This is a genomic window from Pseudomonas sp. Y39-6, from assembly GCF_023651955.1.
Lineage (GTDB): Bacteria > Pseudomonadota > Gammaproteobacteria > Pseudomonadales > Pseudomonadaceae > Aquipseudomonas > Aquipseudomonas veronii.
This window is the reverse complement of record NZ_CP069594.1, coordinates 2007326-2025984: the sequence shown is the minus strand read 5'-3', so window position 1 is coordinate 2025984 and position 18659 is coordinate 2007326. Positions and strand designations below refer to the sequence as shown.

The 18659-nt window shown below is 62.6% G+C and carries 17 protein-coding genes; 7 read left to right on the top strand and 10 right to left on the bottom strand.

The window, feature by feature from the left end; genetic code table 11:
• The first annotated feature begins 94 nt into the window (after positions 1-94).
• From JN756_RS09260 to JN756_RS09250, 3 genes are read left to right on the top strand one after another with little or no spacing between them, the layout of a single operon-like run.
• Complete coding sequence (locus JN756_RS09260; RefSeq protein WP_057003733.1) at positions 95-1021, top strand: ABC transporter ATP-binding protein; 927 nt, start codon at positions 95-97, stop codon at positions 1019-1021.
• On the top strand, positions 1018-1743 hold the full coding sequence (locus JN756_RS09255; RefSeq protein WP_046384248.1) for an ABC-2 transporter permease: 726 nt from the start codon (positions 1018-1020) through the stop codon (positions 1741-1743). Before JN756_RS09260 ends, JN756_RS09255 begins: the two co-directional genes overlap by 4 nt.
• Positions 1744-1758: 15 nt before the next feature.
• On the top strand, positions 1759-3447 hold the full coding sequence (locus tag JN756_RS09250; protein ID WP_057003734.1) for a Gldg family protein: 1689 nt from the start codon (positions 1759-1761) through the stop codon (positions 3445-3447).
• Positions 3448-3451: 4 nt separating this feature from the next.
• On the opposite strand, the gene JN756_RS09245 is transcribed toward JN756_RS09250, so the two are convergent.
• The 3 genes from JN756_RS09245 to JN756_RS09235 all read right to left on the bottom strand — a co-directional run bounded on the left by JN756_RS09245 (position 3452) and on the right by JN756_RS09235 (position 5986).
• Positions 3452-3760 (bottom strand): hypothetical protein, encoded by a 309-nt coding sequence (locus tag JN756_RS09245; RefSeq protein WP_017848810.1) that lies wholly within the window; start codon positions 3758-3760, stop codon positions 3452-3454.
• Between the two features lie 260 nt (positions 3761-4020).
• Positions 4021-4455 carry a DoxX family protein gene (locus JN756_RS09240; RefSeq protein WP_017848811.1) on the bottom strand — a complete coding sequence of 145 codons (435 nt, stop codon included), beginning with the start codon at positions 4453-4455 and terminating at the stop codon, positions 4021-4023.
• A 103-nt stretch (positions 4456-4558) separates the two neighbouring features.
• The gene (locus JN756_RS09235) at positions 4559-5986 is read right to left on the bottom strand and encodes an MltF family protein (protein WP_057003735.1); all 1428 of its coding nucleotides are present in this window, start codon (positions 5984-5986) and stop codon (positions 4559-4561) included.
• A 236-nt stretch (positions 5987-6222) separates the two neighbouring features.
• Between JN756_RS09235 and JN756_RS09230 the strand changes: the two genes are divergently transcribed.
• The 3 genes from JN756_RS09230 (at position 6223) to JN756_RS09220 (ending at position 9081) form a co-directional block, all read left to right on the top strand.
• Positions 6223-7029 carry a TatD family hydrolase gene (locus JN756_RS09230; RefSeq protein WP_046483457.1) on the top strand — a complete coding sequence of 269 codons (807 nt, stop codon included), beginning with the start codon at positions 6223-6225 and terminating at the stop codon, positions 7027-7029.
• Positions 7030-7127: 98 nt separating this feature from the next.
• A complete protein-coding gene (locus tag JN756_RS09225) occupies positions 7128-8609 on the top strand; it encodes a methyl-accepting chemotaxis protein (protein WP_046483459.1) in 1482 nt (493 codons plus the stop codon).
• A gap of 109 nt (positions 8610-8718) precedes the next feature.
• A complete protein-coding gene (locus JN756_RS09220) occupies positions 8719-9081 on the top strand; it encodes an Mpo1-like protein (RefSeq protein ID WP_017848815.1) in 363 nt (120 codons plus the stop codon).
• A gap of 3 nt (positions 9082-9084) precedes the next feature.
• On the opposite strand, the gene JN756_RS09215 is transcribed toward JN756_RS09220, so the two are convergent.
• From JN756_RS09215 to JN756_RS09205, 3 genes are all read right to left on the bottom strand, one after another.
• A complete protein-coding gene (locus JN756_RS09215) occupies positions 9085-9882 on the bottom strand; it encodes an acyl-CoA thioesterase (protein WP_046384252.1) in 798 nt (265 codons plus the stop codon).
• A 90-nt stretch (positions 9883-9972) separates the two neighbouring features.
• Positions 9973-10734 (bottom strand): CHAD domain-containing protein, encoded by a 762-nt coding sequence (locus JN756_RS09210; protein WP_128192174.1) that lies wholly within the window; start codon positions 10732-10734, stop codon positions 9973-9975.
• Between the two features lie 82 nt (positions 10735-10816).
• Positions 10817-11095 (bottom strand): hypothetical protein, encoded by a 279-nt coding sequence (locus JN756_RS09205; protein WP_017848818.1) that lies wholly within the window; start codon positions 11093-11095, stop codon positions 10817-10819.
• Between the two features lie 217 nt (positions 11096-11312).
• On the opposite strand from JN756_RS09205, the gene JN756_RS09200 reads away from it, so the two are divergent.
• Positions 11313-12350 carry a patatin-like phospholipase family protein gene (locus JN756_RS09200; protein ID WP_017848819.1) on the top strand — a complete coding sequence of 346 codons (1038 nt, stop codon included), beginning with the start codon at positions 11313-11315 and terminating at the stop codon, positions 12348-12350.
• Positions 12351-12497: 147 nt separating this feature from the next.
• Here the strand turns inward: JN756_RS09200 and JN756_RS09195 are convergent, their stop codons facing one another.
• From JN756_RS09195 to kdpB, 4 genes are all read right to left on the bottom strand, one after another.
• Positions 12498-13187 (bottom strand): response regulator, encoded by a 690-nt coding sequence (locus tag JN756_RS09195; protein ID WP_026140251.1) that lies wholly within the window; start codon positions 13185-13187, stop codon positions 12498-12500.
• A 37-nt stretch (positions 13188-13224) separates the two neighbouring features.
• The gene (locus JN756_RS09190) at positions 13225-15876 is read right to left on the bottom strand and encodes a DUF4118 domain-containing protein (RefSeq protein WP_057003736.1); all 2652 of its coding nucleotides are present in this window, start codon (positions 15874-15876) and stop codon (positions 13225-13227) included.
• A 106-nt stretch (positions 15877-15982) separates the two neighbouring features.
• Positions 15983-16528, bottom strand: a complete 546-nt coding sequence (gene kdpC / locus JN756_RS09185; protein ID WP_026140252.1) for a potassium-transporting ATPase subunit KdpC — start codon at positions 16526-16528, stop codon at positions 15983-15985.
• 67 nt (positions 16529-16595) lie between these two features.
• Positions 16596-18653 carry a potassium-transporting ATPase subunit KdpB gene (kdpB, locus tag JN756_RS09180; RefSeq protein WP_026140253.1) on the bottom strand — a complete coding sequence of 686 codons (2058 nt, stop codon included), beginning with the start codon at positions 18651-18653 and terminating at the stop codon, positions 16596-16598.
• Positions 18654-18659: the final 6 nt, after the last annotated feature.

Sequence of the window (18659 nt, the reverse complement as noted above, 5' to 3'; positions counted from 1 at the left end):
GAACGTACCATTTTTAAACCCGAGCCCTATATCACTCAACAAAGGCGCTTGCCTCTTCATTCTTCTTGCCTCACCAACCGAACAGAAAAGCATAATGATCGAGATAAGCAACCTCACAAAATACTTGAACAAAAAGAGTGTAATCAGCGATGTCTCATTTTCTGCCAAACGCCAAGAGTGCCTTGGTTTATTTGGATTGGAGGGGGCAGGTAAAACGACACTTTTAAAAATGATCGCCGGCGCCATCCAACCCTCCTCGGGGCAAGTGCGGATTCTGGGGCTGGATACACATACACACGGCTATCACGCACGCAAGGCAATAGGCTATCAACCCGAATCCGGAGTCAGTCACCCGACCCTGTCGGTCAAGAACCTGCTCAGTTTCATCGCCACCCTTCGGGGATTCCAAGGCGCGGAGCGACGCAGGCGGGTGGATCACGCGGCCAGCCGACTCGAACTCTGGCCAGTCCTCGATTACCCGATCAACACCCTTCCCCCTGGCCTGAAACGCAAAGTCGCGTTTGCCCAGGCCCTGCTGCACGACCCCGACGTGCTGTTACTGGACGAACCCAGCGAAGGGTTGGCGCCCCATCAGCAAGGCAAGATCAGCAGGCTTATCCAGTCGTTGGCCGACGAGATGACGATCATCGTTGCCTCACGCGATTGCGAAGCACTGGCCGGCGTCTGCACCCGCGCCCTGGTCATTGGCGGCGGGCGCCTGTTGGCGGACACCCCGATGCCCGAGCTGCAGCGCAGTTCCCGGCACTTTCGCGCGGTCACCCTGGCGGCGGAGTCAGCCCTGGATTTACTGGCACTTGCCGTACTGCCCGGCGTGGCAGGTATCGAAGAAGACCGGCACGGCCCGGGCACGGTAACCGTTCTCGCCATGCCGGGACACTCCATCTACCCCGCCATCTGCGCATTGATTGCCAACCGACGCTGGGAAATACACTCACTGAATCTGGAGCCAGGCCGCCTGAACGATGTCGTTCACCACCTGAGCCAGGAGGCATCCCATTGAACCTGCTGCCATCTGTTTTCAAACGCCAGCTTGCCAGCTATCTATCGGCACCTGCCACCTACCTGAGCGTTGCGCTGTTCCTGTTGCTGTCGACCTTGCTGGGGTTGCACACCAGCCAACTGCTGGAGCGCAGCAGCAGCGATTTGCAGGGCTTTTTTCAATGGCACCCTTGGTTGTACCTGTTACTGATCCCTGCACTGTCGACTCAACTTTGGGCGGACGAGAATGAGACAGGCTTTGGCGATTTCATGAAAACACTGCCTGTGCGGCCCGCCGAACTGGTTATTGGGAAGTTCCTCGCCGCCTGGGTCGTGGCGGGCCTGGCATTATTACTGACATTCCCCATCGTGACGGTGGTCAACTTGTTGGGCAGTGCGGACAACCGGGTCATCGCATCCCAATTCCTGGCCAGTTGGTTATTGAGCGGAAGCTATCTCTCAGTGGGTGTTTTTATTTGCGCACTGACCCGCCAGCGCCTGGCCATTTTCATATTGACGCTGAGCCTGCTGTTATTGGCCAGCGGCGTGTCTTCGATATTGGATGCACTGGAGCGTCAAGCCCCCATCTGGATCATCGACAGTTTGACATCTCTCAGCCCACTCCTGCGTTTTGGCCTGATTGATCACGGGACACTTACCTTTCAGGACGGCGCGTATTTCATCAGCATGATCATTGCTTTTCTTGCTGCGACGACCGTTATCCTCAACTACAAGAACAGCTGAGAAGGAACACTCTCGATGCGATATCCATTGCGCACCGGCATGACACTTAGCGTCATACTGCTGCTGTTCCTCGCATTCAACCTGGTATGGGTAGTCAAACTTCCTGATTTACGCCAGGACTTTTCCCAACAACAGACCAATACATTGTCACCCGCGGTATTGCACTTACTCACCACACTGGAAAGCCCACTGGACTTCTATTATTTCAACTCAAGCATACCGGCCAAAAAAAGCATCCTGAAACACTATGCCAAACGCGTTGAAGAAAAGCTCAGGGCGTTTGAACACGCAGCAAACGGCAGGATCAATCTGCACATTATCGATCCCACTCCCTTTTCAGAGGATGCCTACAAAGCAGGACTGTATGGCCTGCGCGATCAACCGGGGTTCTTCGGTCTTATCGGCGCTCGGGAGGGACAAACCGCCCAACGCATCGAGTCGTTCAACCCGGAGAACGAGCCGCTGCTGGAGTATGAAATCAGCCACTTGATCACCCAGTTGCTGCACCCCGAGCCCGCGATCGTCGGGCTGTTATCAGGGTTACCGGCCGGCGCATCCATCGAGCCGCTGGTACTGGAGTTGCACCGACATTTCGATCTCCTGGAGCTGGAGCCGACGGCCGATCATGTGCCCTCGCGGATTAAAACCCTGATGCTGGTACATCCACGCGGGCTGCCGGAAAAAACACTGTATGCGATCGACCAGTTCGTCCTGGGCGGCGGCAAACTGCTGATGTTTATCGACCCCCTCGACAAAGGCGGCTCAAAGACAACGTCCTCCGCCACCCGGCTAGACGGCTTGCTCGCCGGCTGGGGGGTCAGCATGCCGAGCAACAAAGTGCTGGTCGACCCCACCTATGCCCCGTCGGAACATCAACCGGCCACATTCACCCTGCCACGCCAAGCAATGAATACCCGCGATGTCAGCAGCTGGAAGCTGGGCACAGTGACCGTGTCGAACAGCGGCGCCCTGTTCTCCCTGGATAAAAGCCGCGCCATCTTCACGCCGCTGTTGCGCAGTTCCAGACAGTCGTTACTGATCGATTCAGACGCCGTGGGCAGTGCGTTACCCACGCGTGGCGAGCCTCACGTGATCGCTGCCCGCCTCGAAGGGCCAGCCTATTCGGCGTTTGCCGACGGATTTGGCGGGCGGCCGCCGGGGTTGCAGAAGGCGGCGCAGATCCATGTGGTCGTGGTTGCAGATACGGATATGTTGAGCGAGCCTCCCGGCGAATCCGCGCGAAATGCCAACAAACTGTTTGTCATGAACGCACTGGATAACCTCGCCGCGCCGCAGGCCCTGGCGGATATTCGCCCGCGCGCGGTGGCCGGCCATTCATTGAAGCTGCTGGCGAAGCGGCGCGAGGCTGCCGAACGCGCCTATCGGGATCAGGCTGCCGAGCTGGAACGGCGCCTGGCACGAACGGAAAAGGAATGGCAGCGCCTTAACCCCGACGTCACGGCCCTGGGCACGGAGTCGGTCGATACCAGTACCCAGTTGCAAGCGCTCAACAAGGAACGCCTGCGTCTACCGATGGAACTGCATACGCTGAAAAACACGCTTTACGCGCCAGTGCAGCGCCTGGAACGCAACGTAAAACTGCTGGTGATTGTGCCGTTGCCGGCACTGCTGTGCCTGATTGCCTGGGGGCTGTTTCGGCGGCGGCGTCGTCGCTGGCCGGTGCCGCCGTCGGCGTTTTATTGAGGGCTCAGCGCCGCGCGATCAAGCCTTGCCGGGCAATGCGCGTCAGTTGGCGGATCACCTCAGCCGCGTCACTGGCGCTGGGCGCCTGGATCACCGCGAGGTCAAAGCTGTTGCTGGCAAAGCGTGCCAGGGAATCGCCATCTTCGACAAATTGGATCAGGAACGCCGAGGGCCGCCCGCCCCGACGCGGCCAGCCGTCCAGGTAACGCAACAGCGTCGGCTGGTGCTTGCCGCCCAGGAGAATTCTCGGATTGCGTTGAGTCAGCTCCGCAGTGATCGGAGCCAGGCGTATGAGGGGGCGTGGTGCATTCATCGTGTCGTGTCTCTGCCTCAAAAGTCTGCGGGCAGGTGAGAGGCAACACCGAACCAGCGCTTTAGCGGTATTTCGAAGCCGGCGTCTGCAATGAGAACTGGCTTCTGTCGGGCTGCATCGAGTCCCAGTGGCGCCCCGCAATTAGCTGTTTAAATCGGCGCATAACCAACATCCTAGAGAAGCCGATGGGGCGGTGTCAAGAATCCCGCGCAACGAAAAGGCCCGCACATGGCGGGCCTTCTCCAGCGGTTACAGACCGATCAGTGGGTGATGGCGCGGTCGGCGGACAGTTTGCCGGCACCTTCGAACAGGACGGCCAGGGAGCCGCCGAGCAAGGCCAGGGCGAACTCATAACCATTGTTCGCCATGAACAGACCGTTATGGATATGCACCGAGAAGATCGCCACCAGCGACAGGATCGTCAGGCCCAAGGCCGCAGGGCGTGCCAGCAGGCCGATGATCAAGGCCAGGCCGGCGAAGAACTCGGTACCGCCCGACAACAAGGCCATCAGGGTGCCCGGCGCCAGGCCGATGCTTTCCATCCACTGCGCGGTGCCCGCCAGGCCGTAGCCGCCAAACCAGCCAAAGAGTTTTTGCGAACCGTGGGCAGCGAAGATGATGCCGACGACAATGCGCAGAATGGTCAAGCCATAGCCGGCGCGGGTGGACAGGATGCTTTTGATCAGTGGGCTCATGGGGATAATCCTTTTCAGAGTAGGGGTTGGTTGGCCGCTATATTAATCAGTTTAGGCAATGATAAAAGCCGAAAAAATGCCTGATTAATATCTATAAAATCGATCACTTGCGCGAAGCGATTTTCGGCTCCAACGCCGACGGCTCCAGGGAGTCCCGCTCCCGATCAAACGCCAGGTAGTACTTGTTGACGCTATTCACATAGCTCACGCCGCTCATCCCCACCTGCTCCATGGCAATGCGCTCCACCTGGAAGAACCACTGATTGGGGTTCAACCCACGCCGCTTGGCTTCGGTACGCATGCCTTGCACGCGTTCTGGCCCCATGTTGTAGGCCGCCAGCACGAACGCCATGCGCTCACGCTCGTTGAGCTTGGGGCTGGCGAAAAACTTGCGGCGGATCATCGACAGATAACGTGCGCCCGCCTGCACGTTGCTGTCGAGATTTTCGATATTGTTCACGCCCACCCGCTGCGCCGCCGAAGGCGTGATCTGCATCAGGCCGGTGGGGCCACCGCTGCTGCGCGCGCTTGGGTCGAGGGCGGACTCCTTGAAGGCCAGCGCGGCGAGGTTCAACCAATCCATGCCTTGCTCGCGCGCATGTTTTTGCAGGATCGGGCGCAGTTTCTCCAGGCGCTGGCGGTCGATGCGGGCCAGCGGGTTGCGCACTTGGTAAAGGCGTCGATAAATGCGCTGAAACGCCACGTCCTGGTCGGACGGCGTGCGGTAGGTCTTGAGGAAGCGATCAATACTCGCCCGCAGCATCGCGGCGTCCTGCCGCACGAACCAATACTCTTCGCCCGGCTCATTGATCACCACCTGCTTGTCGAAGCGCAGCTTGGGCAGGATCTTCGACCAACGTTCGGCGATGGGCTTCTCGACGATGGTCAGGTGAAAGATGCCGGCCTGGACCATCTCCAGCACGTCCTCCACCGCCAGGCTCGGGTCGACCCACTCCACCTTGATCGGCGGCTGCTTGTGCAGGGCCAGTTTCTGGTTGACCTGGTTGATCGCATCCGCCGCCGCGCTGCCGGTGGTCAGCGCCAATGTGCGCCCGGACAACTGCTCCAGCCGGGTGAACCGGCGCTCGCCCTTGACCCCCACCAGCCATAACGGCACGCCGCTGGCAATCGGGTCGCTCGCACTGATCTTGTGCGTGGCCTTCACTTCCAGCAATTCCCCGGGGGCTACCAGATCGCCTTCACCCCGTGCCAGCGCGCCGAGCAGTTGGTCCTTGGCCTTGGGGATGATCTTCAGATTGATTTCCTGGCCATCGCGGGCTTGGTCGTTGAGGTACTGCTCGAACGCACGCAGGCGATGGTATTCGACACCAATGGCCTGGCCCTGGATTTCGCCGGAACTGTTGCGGCTCTGGTTGACCAGTACGCGCAGGGTACGACTGGAGCGAATCTCGGCCAGGTCGCGCACCTTGCTCGGTTTGGTCACTTCCAGCGGCCCGTCCAGCCGCGCGACCGCCGCCATGGGCAGCGATAACGTCAGGCACAACATAAGCAACGCCGAGGGTCGGATCATCCGCTCTCCGGAAAGAATACTGGCCAGCACCTTCGCGAAAAACGAGGGGCTGGAGGTCAGAAACAGAGCGCTTTATGCGCTGACAAGGCACGCAACGGCGGCACCAGGGTAGGCGATAGACCCACCACAATGTCACTTGCGACGTTCAAAGACAGCTATAACTCGTTGTAGTTCTAGGTTTTTCTTATAAATCTACAGCTCTGATATGCTTTCCGGCCGCAGGCGGAGATAGCACCATGCAACTCATTGATATCGGCGTCAACCTGACAAACCCAAGTTTCGACGAGAAGCACCAGGCCGTTCTCGAGCGTGCGTATGCTGCCGGCGTGCAACAATTGGTGCTCACCGGCACCAGTGTCGACGGCAGCGAACAGGCCCTGCAATTGTGCGAAAAGCTGGATGAAAGCGGCCAGCGACTGTTCTGCACCGCCGGCATCCACCCCCACTCCGCCAGCGACTGGAACGGCGACAGCGCCCAACGCCTACGTGGTTTGCTCAACGACAGCCGCGTGCGCGCGGTGGGCGAATGCGGGCTGGATTTCAACCGCGACTTCTCACCGCGCCCGCAGCAGGAAAAAGTCCTCGAAGAACACCTGGCCCTGGCCGTCGAGCTGAAACTGCCGGTGTTTCTCCACGAACGCGACGCCAACCAGCGCCTGCTGGAGATCCTCAAGGATTACCGCGATCACTTGTCCGCCGCCGTGGTGCATTGTTTCACGGGCGAGCAGCAGGCGCTGTTCAGCTACCTCGACCTCGACTTGCACATCGGCATCACCGGCTGGATCTGCGACGAACGCCGTGGGACGCACCTGCATCCGCTGGTCAGAGAAATTCCTCGGGGCCGCCTGATGCTGGAAAGCGATGCGCCTTACCTGCTGCCGCGCACCCTGCGGCCCAAACCGAAAAACGGCCGCAACGAACCGGCCTACCTGCCGGAGGTGCTGCGCGAAGTCGCCCTGCACCGCAACGAAAGCCTGGAAGACCTGGCCCAGCACAGCACCGCCTGCGCGCGTATTTTTTTTGGCCTACCCGCTGTGGTTTGATGTGGCGTATTGACCCATATCAAAGTGGTATTTTTTCAGTAGCGGCACAATAATGGCACCTTGCCAATGCTGTTTCCGCTATCAGAGAAAAACCTTCTATGGGTGCCTGGCTTAGCAATATCTCGCTGAAATACAAATTCTGGGCCGTCAACGCGGTCGCCTTTATCACCACGCTGCTGTTGGTGCTATACGCTGTGCATCTCGAACAGCAGTCGCGCAGCCAGGCGTCCCAGGCCTCGGCACAAGCCCAGGCGCGCGTGCTCAGCGCCTGGCCGGCCGACAAGGCGCTGCCCAAGGGCGAGGCGTGGCTGACGTTTGCCCGTGGCCAAGTCCCACAGTTGGCTGATCAAGATCTGTCAGACTTGAGCAGTGCCAGCGGCTGGGTCGAACTCAATCACCTGCCCTTGTTCGGCGAAAACCCGTTGATGGGCGCTGAAGTGGTCGCCCGCGCCGACGGGCAACAGGTCGCCGTGCTCGCTTACGCGCCAAGCCTGAGCCAGGTGTTCAGTGAGCGCTTCGCCAACTACGCGGTGGCGGTGCTGATCCTGATGCTGGCGATGCTCTGCGCGTCGCAGTTGCTGATCCGCTTCCTGCTCAGCCAGCTCAACACCCTCAAGGACGTAATGCTGCACGTCGAGAAAACCGGCGACTTGTCGGCGCGCGTCCCGCTGGCCTGCAAAGATGAAGTCGGGCAGATGGCCAGCGCGTTCAATGCCATGCAAGCCGGCTACCAGCGAGTGGTCAACACCGTGGCCAGCACCGCCAAGCAACTGGATGAGGGCGCGGCGCGCCTGGCCAGCAGCATGAACGAGGTGCAGCACGGCATGCTCGGCCAGCAAAGCGAAACCGACCAGGCCGCCACCGCCATCAACGAGATGACGGCCACCGTCCACCACATCGCCCAGCACGCCGGCGCCACCCGCGATTTGTCCCAGACCGCCGACACCCTCGCCGGCAGCGGCCGCGAAGTGGTGGATCGGGTACAACGCTCAATCGCCGGGCTGTCCAGCGGCGTACAACAGACCGCCGAGATGATCCAGAAACTCGCCGAAGACAGCCAGAAAATCAACGGCGTGGTCAGCGTGATCCACAGCATCGCCGAACAGACCAACCTGCTCGCGCTCAACGCCGCCATCGAAGCCGCCCGCGCCGGGGAGATGGGCCGCGGTTTCGCCGTGGTCGCCGACGAAGTGCGCAACCTGGCCAAACGCGTGCAAACCTCCACCGACGAAATCACGCTCATGGTCTCAGCGCTGCAAGCCGGCACCCGCGATGCGGTGGACTTCATGCAAGAAAGCTCGTTCAAGGCCGATGACTGCGTGCAACAGGCTCAGGAAGCCGGCGCGGCACTGGCCGAAATCACCGGCGCCGTGGCGCAGATGCGCGAAAGCAACACCCAGATCGCCGTCGCCGCCGAACAGCAGAGCCATGTCGCCGAAGAGATGAACCGCGCCGTGGTGAGTATTCGTGATGTGACCGAGAACACCGTGCAGCAGACCGTGGATTCGGCCACCACCAGCAATCAGCTCGCCACATTGGCCGGGGAGTTGAGCAAGGCGATTGGCCAGTTGAAGCTATAAGCAATACAAGGCGAGGCTATGGCCCCCATAGCCAGCCTTGATTCGCCGCGCCAGCCGACCCGACCTAAACTCTGTTCAAGTTGTTTCAACGGACAGAGGATTCATCATCATGGGCAAACGTCATCCCAATCTCCCCGCCTGGCAATGGCGTCAGTACCCGCAAAACCACCAGCACCCGACCAACCTGGCGTTGCACATGATCGCGGTGCCGCTGTTTATCATCGGGTTTCTGTTGGTCGTTTCCGGGGTGTTCAGCCTGAGCCTGGCCAGTTTGGCCGTGGGCGTTGTCGGCATCCTCGCCGGCCTTGCCTTGCAGCGGCATGGCCACAGCCTGGAAGCCCAGGCCGGTGAACCGTTCAGCGACCGCAAAGACGCGGTCCAACGCCTGTTGGTCGAGCAGTTCGTGAGCTTCCCGCGCTTTGTGCTCAGCGGTGGCTGGTGGCGCGCCTGGCGTCAGCGCCACCGGCACTGAAGGTCAGGCGAAGACCACCACGGTCTGGCGGCTGATGGCGATCAACTCGCCGCTCGGGCTCCACAGCGCCGCAGCGGCATGGCCGTAGCCGTCACGGGCGTGTTCGATGTTGACGTAGTACTGGCACCAGTCAAGTGTGGTGAGGTCTTGCAGCGGCTGGATAAACTCGATGGTCCAGGTCAGGGTACTGCCCGGCGCGGGCTTGCGCAGGTGCGGCAGCAACGCCGGCGGCCAGGCATCCACCAGGGCGAGGATGTGCGACTCGGTCAGCGGCTCTTCCTTCACATCGCCGCGCAAGCGCACCCAACCGCCCATGTCGCGGGAGGTATTGCCGGTAAACGGCAGGCCGCCGACACTCCAGCGCATCGCCAGGTGCCGCATGAATTCCGGGGTGACGCCCTGGATATACGGCAGCTCCTGGCATTCATCCCAATGCTTGAAGGTCGGCGGCGGCTCGCTCGGCACCACGACTTGCGACTCACGGGACGCACCGAAACTGGCCTGGACCAGCGTCGCCACTTCACCGTTCTGCACCACCCGGCCAAGCAACTGGCTGACCGCCTTGCCTTCGCGCAGCACTTCGACGTGATAACTGGCGGGCACATCCGCGGCGACCGGGCCGACAAAAGTGATTGCCAACGAGCGTAACGGCCGGTCGGCAGGGACCTGGGCGCGTAGCGCTTCATATTGCAAAGCGGCCACCAGGCCACCAAAGGTCGCGCGACCCTGCGCCCATTCGGCGGGGATGGTGACCTCCAGCGGGTGGTTACGGGCGGCGTCGAGCAAATCACTGAAGCGCATGGCGACCTCACATCAAAAAGACCGGAGCAGCGATCTTAACCAGCGCACCCACCAGGTACAGCGCCTATTCCGGCCAAAAACCGGACCGGCTCAGAAACAATCCGCGCAGAGTTTGTCCAGCACCCGATCCGCCTCGCCTTCGGCCTGGGCCATGGTGCGACGCCAAATCGTCACACAGGGCTGCAGATCGGCTTGATGCTCGGCCTGGAGCAGCCACTGCCAGCAATCATGCCAATCGCCCAGGGCGCCTTGGGCTTGCTTGAGGCGCAACACGGCCTTGACCGGCAGCTTGTCCAGCTCGGGGTAGGCTTCGGCGGCGTAGCGCACGCGCTTGATCAACAAGCGCAGACGGTGGCGATCGTGGCTGGGGTCCTGCAGGGCGTCATCGAGGTTGTGCCATTGCTTGGCCAGGCGTTTCTCGATACGCGTGCGCAGGCCCCTGAGCAGTTTCTGGTGTTGCGAGGCACGGATAAACCGCGGGAATGCATCGAGGATCTGCAGCAGGTGCGCCAGCTCCGGGCCCTCGGCGACGTGGCGATAGGCCTCGGGTTGCAGGCGCAGACGACGGTCGGCGGCGGCATGGTGACCGTGCTGGTGCAGATGCGCGGCCAGCACTTCACGATCGCGCAACGGGGTGGTCAATTGGCCGACGGTGCTGGCGGCCAGTTCGAGTTGTTCGACCCCCGGCAAGCCGCGCAAGGGTCGCAACAGGCTACGCAGGCGCCGCACGGTGGTGCGCAAATCATGCAGGGCTTCATCGTCGGTGACGGCGGCGAGCCGAGCCTGGCAGCTCAGTAACCCTACTTCCAGGCCGATGACCTGAGCGACTAACTGATCTACCAAGGCTGACATGCTTTCCCCCACTGACGACGAATAATCCCTGCATCACTCAAACCGCTGACGCAGCCTGGTTGCACTCGACAGCTGCGACGAATCAGCGGCCGGCGCGCGACTCACGAATATAGAAACGCGCCTTCTCGGCCTTGTTGGCGCAGCCTTCGAACGCTTCGAATTGCTGCTGGGTCTTGGCGCCGGTCAGCAGGGACAAGGCCTTGGAGTAACTCACGGTGCCGGCAAAGCCTTCGGCCTTGGCCAGGTCCAGCTCTTTCCACGCGGCGTCCAATTGGCTGCCGCAGCTGTCGCGATAGGCAGTTTTCCCGGCGCAACCGGCCAGGGCCAACATGATCACAGGCACACACATCCAGGCTTTCATCGATGACACCTCAAAATAAAGAAAAACGGTCGTACCGTGTAGACGTTGCCTACAAAGAAAAGTGCCTTGTCCGCCACCCGAAATCAAAAGCGCCGATTGCCAGAGCATACCCGAGCCTAGCCGCTATTCTGGAAAAATATTGCGCGGTGGCGCGAAGATTGAAGCCGCCCCCGTATTGGGTGCATTGTGGGCGCCTGCTTAACGAAGGACATCGACCATGAAGAAGCGTGTTGCCTTGGTGCTGGGCTCCGGTGGGGCCAGGGGCTATGCCCATATCGGTGTGATCGAGGAAATCGAACGGCGCGGCTACGACATCGCCTGTATCGCCGGCTGCTCCATGGGCGCGGTGGTGGGCGGAATCTATGCTGCTGGCAAACTCGACGAGTATCGCAACTGGATCGAAAGCCTGGATTACCTCGACGTACTGCGCCTGGTCGATGTGAGCTTCCGCCTGGGAGCGATTCGCGGCGAGAAGGTCTTCGGGCAGATCCGCAAGATCGTCGGCGAGATCAATATCGAAGAGCTGCGCATCCCCTACACCGCCGTGGCCACCGACCTCACCAACCAGCAGGAAATCTGGTTCCAGGAAGGCTGCCTGCACCAGGCCATGCGCGCATCGGCGGCGATTCCGAGCCTGTTCACCCCGGTGATGCAGGGCAACCGCATGCTGGTGGACGGCGGCCTGCTCAACCCGCTGCCGATCGTGCCGGTGGTGTCGAGCCATTGCGACTTGATCATTGCGGTCAACCTCAACGCGACCAACCAGAAACACTACCACTTGCCGGTGATCCAGCGGCCGCCGGCATTCAAGAGCCGCTTCAACAGCCTGGCGAAGTCGCTGGGTTCGCACTTGCCGTTTCGCCGCAAGCAGGCCGAGCAGTTGATGAAGCTCGAACAGGAAGCCTTGCAGGCCCAAGCGGCCGAGATCAACCCGTGGCTGGAGTCGGCCGAACCGGAATCCCAGCAGCCCGCCGCCGCCCCGGAAAAAGCCGGGGCGCCGAAGTCGGCGACCGGTTCGTTCATCATCGATAACGTCGGCCCGGCATCATTGCTGGACCTGATCAACCAGAGCTTCGAGGTGATGCAGACATCGCTGGCGCAATACAAGATCGCCGGCTACCCGCCGGATGTGCTGATCAACGTGCCGAAGCGGGTGTGCCGGTTTTTCGAGTTCTACAAGGCGCCGGAACTGATCGCCCTGGGGCGCGAGATCGCCAGTGATACGTTGGATCGGTATGAGAGTGAGCAGCACTGAGATTGGCGGTGTGGCTGGGGGCCCTATCGGGGGCAAGCCCCCTCCCACATTTTGAAATGTGTTCACAAATCAAACTGTGGGAGGGGCGGTGCGACGATTCGACTTGCCCCCGATAGGGCCCTGACAGCCAACGAAAACCCACCAGGCCTAAGCCCCCAACAACCGATACCCCACCCCCGCCTCGGTCACGATAAACCGCGGCTGAGTCGGATCATCCGCCAGCTTCTGGCGCAGGTGGCCCACCACGATGCGCAGATAGTGGCTGTCCTCGGTATGGGTCGGCCCCCAGATGTCCTTGAGCAGTTGTTGCTGGGTAATCACCCGCCCCGGATGTCGCGCCAGTTGCGCCAGCACCGCGTATTCCTTGCGGGTCAGCGCCACTTCGGCGCCGTCCAGCAATACGCGGCGGAAGGCCAGGTCCACCGTCAGCGGGCCAAAACACAACGCCGCTTCCTGGGCTTCACCCGCTGGGGCCTGGCGCAACAAGGCGCGCACGCGGGCCAGAAACTCCTGGATGCCAAAGGGTTTGGTGACGTAATCGTTCGCGCCCCCATCTAGCGCCTCGACCTTTTGCACTTCGCTGGCGCGCACCGACAACACCAGCACCGGCACCGTCGACCACTCACGAAACTCGCGCAGCACCTGCTGGCCGTCCATGTCCGGCAAGCCGAGGTCGAGTACCAGCAAATCCGGCTTACTCAAGGCGGCCTGGGCCAGGCCTTCGTTGCCAGTGCCGGCCTCGATCACTTTGTAGCCCTGGGAGGCCAGGCTGATGCGCAGGAATTTGCGGATCTGCGGTTCGTCGTCAATGACCAAAATCGTCGCGGTCTGGCTCATGGTGTCCAATCAAAATCCATCGAAAAAAGAGAGTAGCTCACGCCTCGCGTTCCAGGCCAGGCTGTGCGGGTAAAGGCAGGAACAGCGTGATGCAAGTGCCCCGCCCGCCAATCCCATCGGCGACGCTGATATGCCCGCCATGGGCACCGACCATGCCCTGGCAGATCGCCAGGCCCAGACCGGTGCCCTGGCCGCCGCGATCGCCACGGGCAGCGGTGTAGAACATATCGAAAATCTTCGCGCGCTCGTCTTCGGGAATCCCGGGGCCCTCATCCGCCACGGCGAAGAATAGCTGGTTATCCGACACCCCGGCGCTGACGTGCAAATGGCCCTGGGCCGGCGAGAATCGAGCGGCGTTTTCCAGCACGTTGACCAGCGCCTGCTCGATCAACGCGGCATGCACATACAGCAACGGCAGTTCAGACGGCACATCGATCCTCACCTGCAACGGCGCCAGCACCGCGCGCAAACGGCCGAGGGCGCTGCCGACGATATCACCGGGCGAGACCCAATCGCGCGCCAGCTTCAACGCGCCGTGGCCCAGGCGGGTCATGTCCAACAGGTTCTGGATATAGCGGTCGAGGCGCTCGGCTTCATCGCGGGTGCCTTCGAGCAACTCGCGGCGATCCTCCAGCGGGATGGCTTCGCCGAGTGCCAGCAGGCTGTCGATACTGCCGCGCATCGACGTCAACGGCGTGCGCAAATCGTGAGACACCGAGGCGAGCAAAGCACTGCGCAGTTGCTCGGTCTCGCCGTGCAGGCGCGCGGACTCCAGCTCCTGCGCCAATTGCGCGCGGGCCAACGCCTGGGCCAGCGGCTGGCTCAAGGCGATCAGCAAGCGACGCCGCTGGCCGCTCAGTTCCATACCGGGTTTTGCACTGACGCCGAGCAACCCCAGCGGGCCCTCTTCGCTCGACAGCGGCCACCACCACCAGCCCCCGAACGGCAACGTGCCGGTGCCCTTGCCCGCCGGCTGATCATGCTGCCAGGCCCAGTCGGCGGCGGCGCGTTCGGCTTCGGTGAAGGTCAGCGGCCCGCCGGTCTCGACTTTCCAGCCGCCCTGGCCGTCGCGGTTGACCAGGCACAGATCCAGGTCGCTCCAGCCTTCCAGGTGATGCGCCGCCGCGCTGATCACCGCCTGGCGGTCGGTGGCGGCGGTGAGTTTGCGCGACAGGTCGAGCAGCTCGCTGGTTTCTTCCTGGGTATCGCGCAACGCCTGCAACTGCCGGCGCTGGCGCGCCGCGAGGTTGCCGGTCAGCGCCGCCATCAGCAGGAAGAACAACAGAGTCAGCACGTCTTCTTCACGCTGGATGGCGAAGGAGAATTTTGGCGGAATAAACAGGAAGTCATACGTCAGGAACGACAGCGCCGCGCACATCAGGGACGGCCCCAGGCTGCTGCGCACCGCCACCAGCAATACCGCCGCGAGAAACACCAGCGAGATATTCGGCAACGGCAACACGCTGGCGACCGCCCAGGCCAGGGCCGCCGCGATCACCGTCGCGACCACCGCCAGCGCATAGTCGAACCACACCAGCCCGCGCACATCCGGCAGACGCGGCGGTGCAGGTACGTCGTCGCTGTCGAGGATGTTGATTTCCAGACCGCGCGCATTGCGCATCAAGCGCTCGGCCACGCCACCGCCGAACAGCCGACGTCGCCAGTTCATCCGCGACTGCCCGACCAGCACCAGGCTGGCGCGGCGCTCGGCGGCATGCTGGATCAACGTCTTGGTCACCTCCCCCGCACGCAGCAGCACCACGTCACCGCCGAGGCGTTCGGCCAGTTGCTGGGCATTTTGCAGACGCAGGCGTGCTTGCTCATCGCGTGCGCGGCCGTTATCGATATGCACCAGGGTCCAGGGCAGATGGCGACGCTGCGCCACGCGGCTGGCATGGCGCACCAGACGCTCGGCTTGCGCATCGCCGTCGACGCCGACCAGCAAGCGCCCACGCACGGCCGGCGCGGCCTGGCCGAGTTGGCGGTAACCCTGGGCCAGGTCGTCGTCGACGTGAGCGGCGGCGGTTTGCATCGCCAGCTCGCGCAGGGCCATCAGGTTGGTCTGGGTGAAAAACGCGTCGATGGCCGCGCGGGCCTGTTCCGGCACATACACCTTGCCGTCGCGCAGGCGCTCCAGCAACTCGCGGGATGGCAGGTCGATCAGCAGCAGCTCATCGGCCTCCTGCAAGACCCAATCGGGCAGGGTTTCGCGCACCTGCACGCCGGTAATGCCACGCACCTGATCGTTGAGGCTTTCCAGGTGCTGGACGTTGACCGTGGTGAACACGTTGATGCCGGCGGCGAGCAGTTCCTGAATATCCTGCCAGCGCTTTTCATGGCGGCTGCCGGGCGCGTTGCTGTGGGCCAGTTCGTCCACCAGCACCAGTTGCGGCTTGGCGGCGAGCAGGCCGTCCAGGTCCATTTCCTCGAGCATCACGCCCCGGTATTCACTGCGCAGCAACGGTTGCTGCGGCAGGCCGCTGAGCAACGCTTCGGTCTCGGCGCGGCCGTGGGTTTCGACCACGCCAGCGAGCAACCTGACGCCCTGGCGCAACTGTGTGTGGGCGGCCTGGAGCATGGCGTAGGTCTTGCCCACACCCGGCGCGGCGCCAAGGAAGACTTTGAGCCGGCCACGGCCGTCCCGGGGCAGATCGGCTAACAGGGCATCGGCGCGGCCGGAGTCGCTCATGCGCGGGGGTTCCTTCAGGGGTTTATAGGGTGTCTTTCAGGGCGCTATCGCGGGCAAGCCCTCTCTCACATTTGGAATGCATTGCCCGCGATAGCGGCGCTCCTGTTTACAATTTTTCCAGGGCCATGTTCAGCGCCAGCACATTCACCACCGGCGGGCCCACCAGTGGGCTTTCGATGTGTTCATCCAGCAAGCGTTGCAGGGTGGCCACCGGCACATTCCGCGCGGCGGCTACCCGCGCCAGTTGATAGGCAATCGCCTGCGGAGGCAAGTGTGGATCAAGACCGCTGCCGGAGGTAGTCAGCGAGGCTAACGGCACCGGCCCTTGCGCGGGCACGAACTGTTTATTCGCGTCATCGAACACGCGCGTGGCCAGTGCCGGATTGCTTGGCCCCAGGTTGCTCGCGCTGCTGGACACGGTCGCGAACGCGCCTGCCGAAGGACGCGGGTGGAACCAGCTGTCGCCGGTAAAGTCCTGAGCGATCAGGCTGGAGCCGCGCACCTTGCCGCTGGCGTCGCGCACCAGGCTGCCGTTGGCCTGGTCCGGGAAGGCAACCTGGGCGACGCCGGTCACCACCAACGGGTAGGCGACGCCGGTGATCAGGGTCATGAGGACCAGCAGGCTCAAGGCCGGACGGATGATGTTGGACATTTCAAATTCCTCGATTCGGTCAGTGCAACCTGTGGCCACCGCTTTGCCGGTGCCCACAGGCATCGGGTCAAACCAGGTGCAGCGCGGTCAGCAACATGTCGATCGCCTTGATGCCCACGAACGGCACCACAATCCCGCCCAGGCCGTAGATCAATAGGTTGCGCCGCAGCAACGCCGCCGCACTCGCCGCCTGCACCCGCACACCGCGCAGCGCCAGAGGAATCAGCACGACGATGATCAGCGCGTTGAACACGATGGCCGAGAGGATCGCGCTCTGCGGGCTCTGCAGGTGCATCACGTTGAGCACGCCCAGTTGCGGGTAGATCGAGGCGAACAGCGCCGGCAGGATCGCGAAGTACTTGGCCACGTCGTTGGCGATGGAAAAGGTGGTCAGCGCGCCGCGGGTCACCAGCAATTCCTTGCCGATCTGCACCACGTCCAGCAGCTTGGTCGGGTCGCTGTCGAGGTCGACCATGTTGGCCGCTTCGCGAGCAGCCTGGGTGCCGTCGTTCATCGCCATGCCGACGTCCGCCTGGGCCAGCGCCGGGGCGTCGTTGGCGCCGTCGCCGCACATCGCCACCAGTCGGCCGTCGTTCTGTTCGTGGCGGATCCGTGCGAGTTTTTTCTCCGGGGTGGCTTCGGCCAACACGTCGTCCACGCCGGCTTCCGCAGCAATCGCGGCCGCTGTCAGCGGGTTGTCGCCGGTGACCATCACGGTGCGGATCCCCAGCTTGCGCAGCTCGGCAAACCGTTCGCGGATGCCGGGCTTGACCACGTCCTTCAGATGAATCGCACCGAGCAACTTGCCATCGGCGCACACCAGCAACGGCGTGCCGCCGCTCTGGGCGATCTTGTCGACTTCCCGCGACAGGGCCGGTTGCAGGTCGCCGCGAGGCTGACCGATAAACGCCAGCAGCGAGTCCACGGCGCCTTTGCGGAATACGCGGCCCTGATAGTCGACGCCGGACAAACGGGTTTCGGCGGTGAACGGCACGGCGGTCAGTTCCGCCAGCGACGGCTCGGCCTGTGGGTGCAGGGCACGCAGGTATTCAACGATGGATTTACCTTCTGCCGTGTCATCCGCCAGGGACGCCAGCAGCGCGCCCTCGGCCAGTTCCCGGCCGCTCACGCCCGGCGCCGCCACCACTGCCGCGCAGCGACGGTTGCCAAAGGTGATGGTGCCGGTCTTGTCCAGCAACAACACATGCACGTCCCCCGCCGCTTCCACGGCGCGACCGGACTTGGCGATCACGTTGAGGCGCACCAGGCGGTCCATGCCGGCGATACCGATGGCCGAGAGCAAGCCGCCGATGGTGGTCGGAATCAGCGTCACCAGCAGGGCGACCAGGAACACCAGGGGCAAGCTGCCATTGGCGAAGTGGGCGAACGGCTGCAGGGTCACGACCACCAGCAGGAAGATCAGGGTCAGGCCGATCAGCAGGATATCCAGCGCCACTTCGTTGGGGGTTTTCTGGCGTTTGGCGCCTTCCACCAGCGCGATCATGCGGTCCAGCGTGGACTCGCCGGGGTTGGCGGTGATGCGGATCAGCAGCCAGTCCGAGACCAGGCGCGTGTTGCCGGTGACGGCCGAGCGATCGCCGCCGGATTCGCGGATCACCGGTGCGGATTCGCCGGTGATCGCCGCTTCGTTGACCGCGGCGATGCCTTCTATGACCTCGCCGTCGCCGGGGATCATTTCCCCGGCGGCGACGCGCACCACATCACCTTTGCGCAGGCTGGTGGCGGGCACGACCTTGAAGCTGCCATCGGCCTCCTTGCGCCGAGCGCTGAGGCCTTCGCTGCCGGCCTTGAGGCTGTCGGCGCGGGCCTTGCCACGCCCTTCGGCCAAGGCTTCGGCGAAGTTGGCGAACAGCACGGTGAACCACAGCCACACGGCGATTTGCGCGGCGACGAAGGTCGGCACGGCGGTGTCGGGCACCAGGCACAGCACGGTGGTGAGAATGGCGGTCAGTTCGACCACCAGCATCACCGGCGAGCGTTGCAGTTGCCGTGGGTCGAGCTTGACGAACGCCTGGACCAGCGCCGGGCGCCACAGCGCGGAGATCGCGGTTTTGGCGGGTTCGTGGGTTTTGACCGGGCTCGCGTTTTTTGCAGGCATATTCATTTTCAT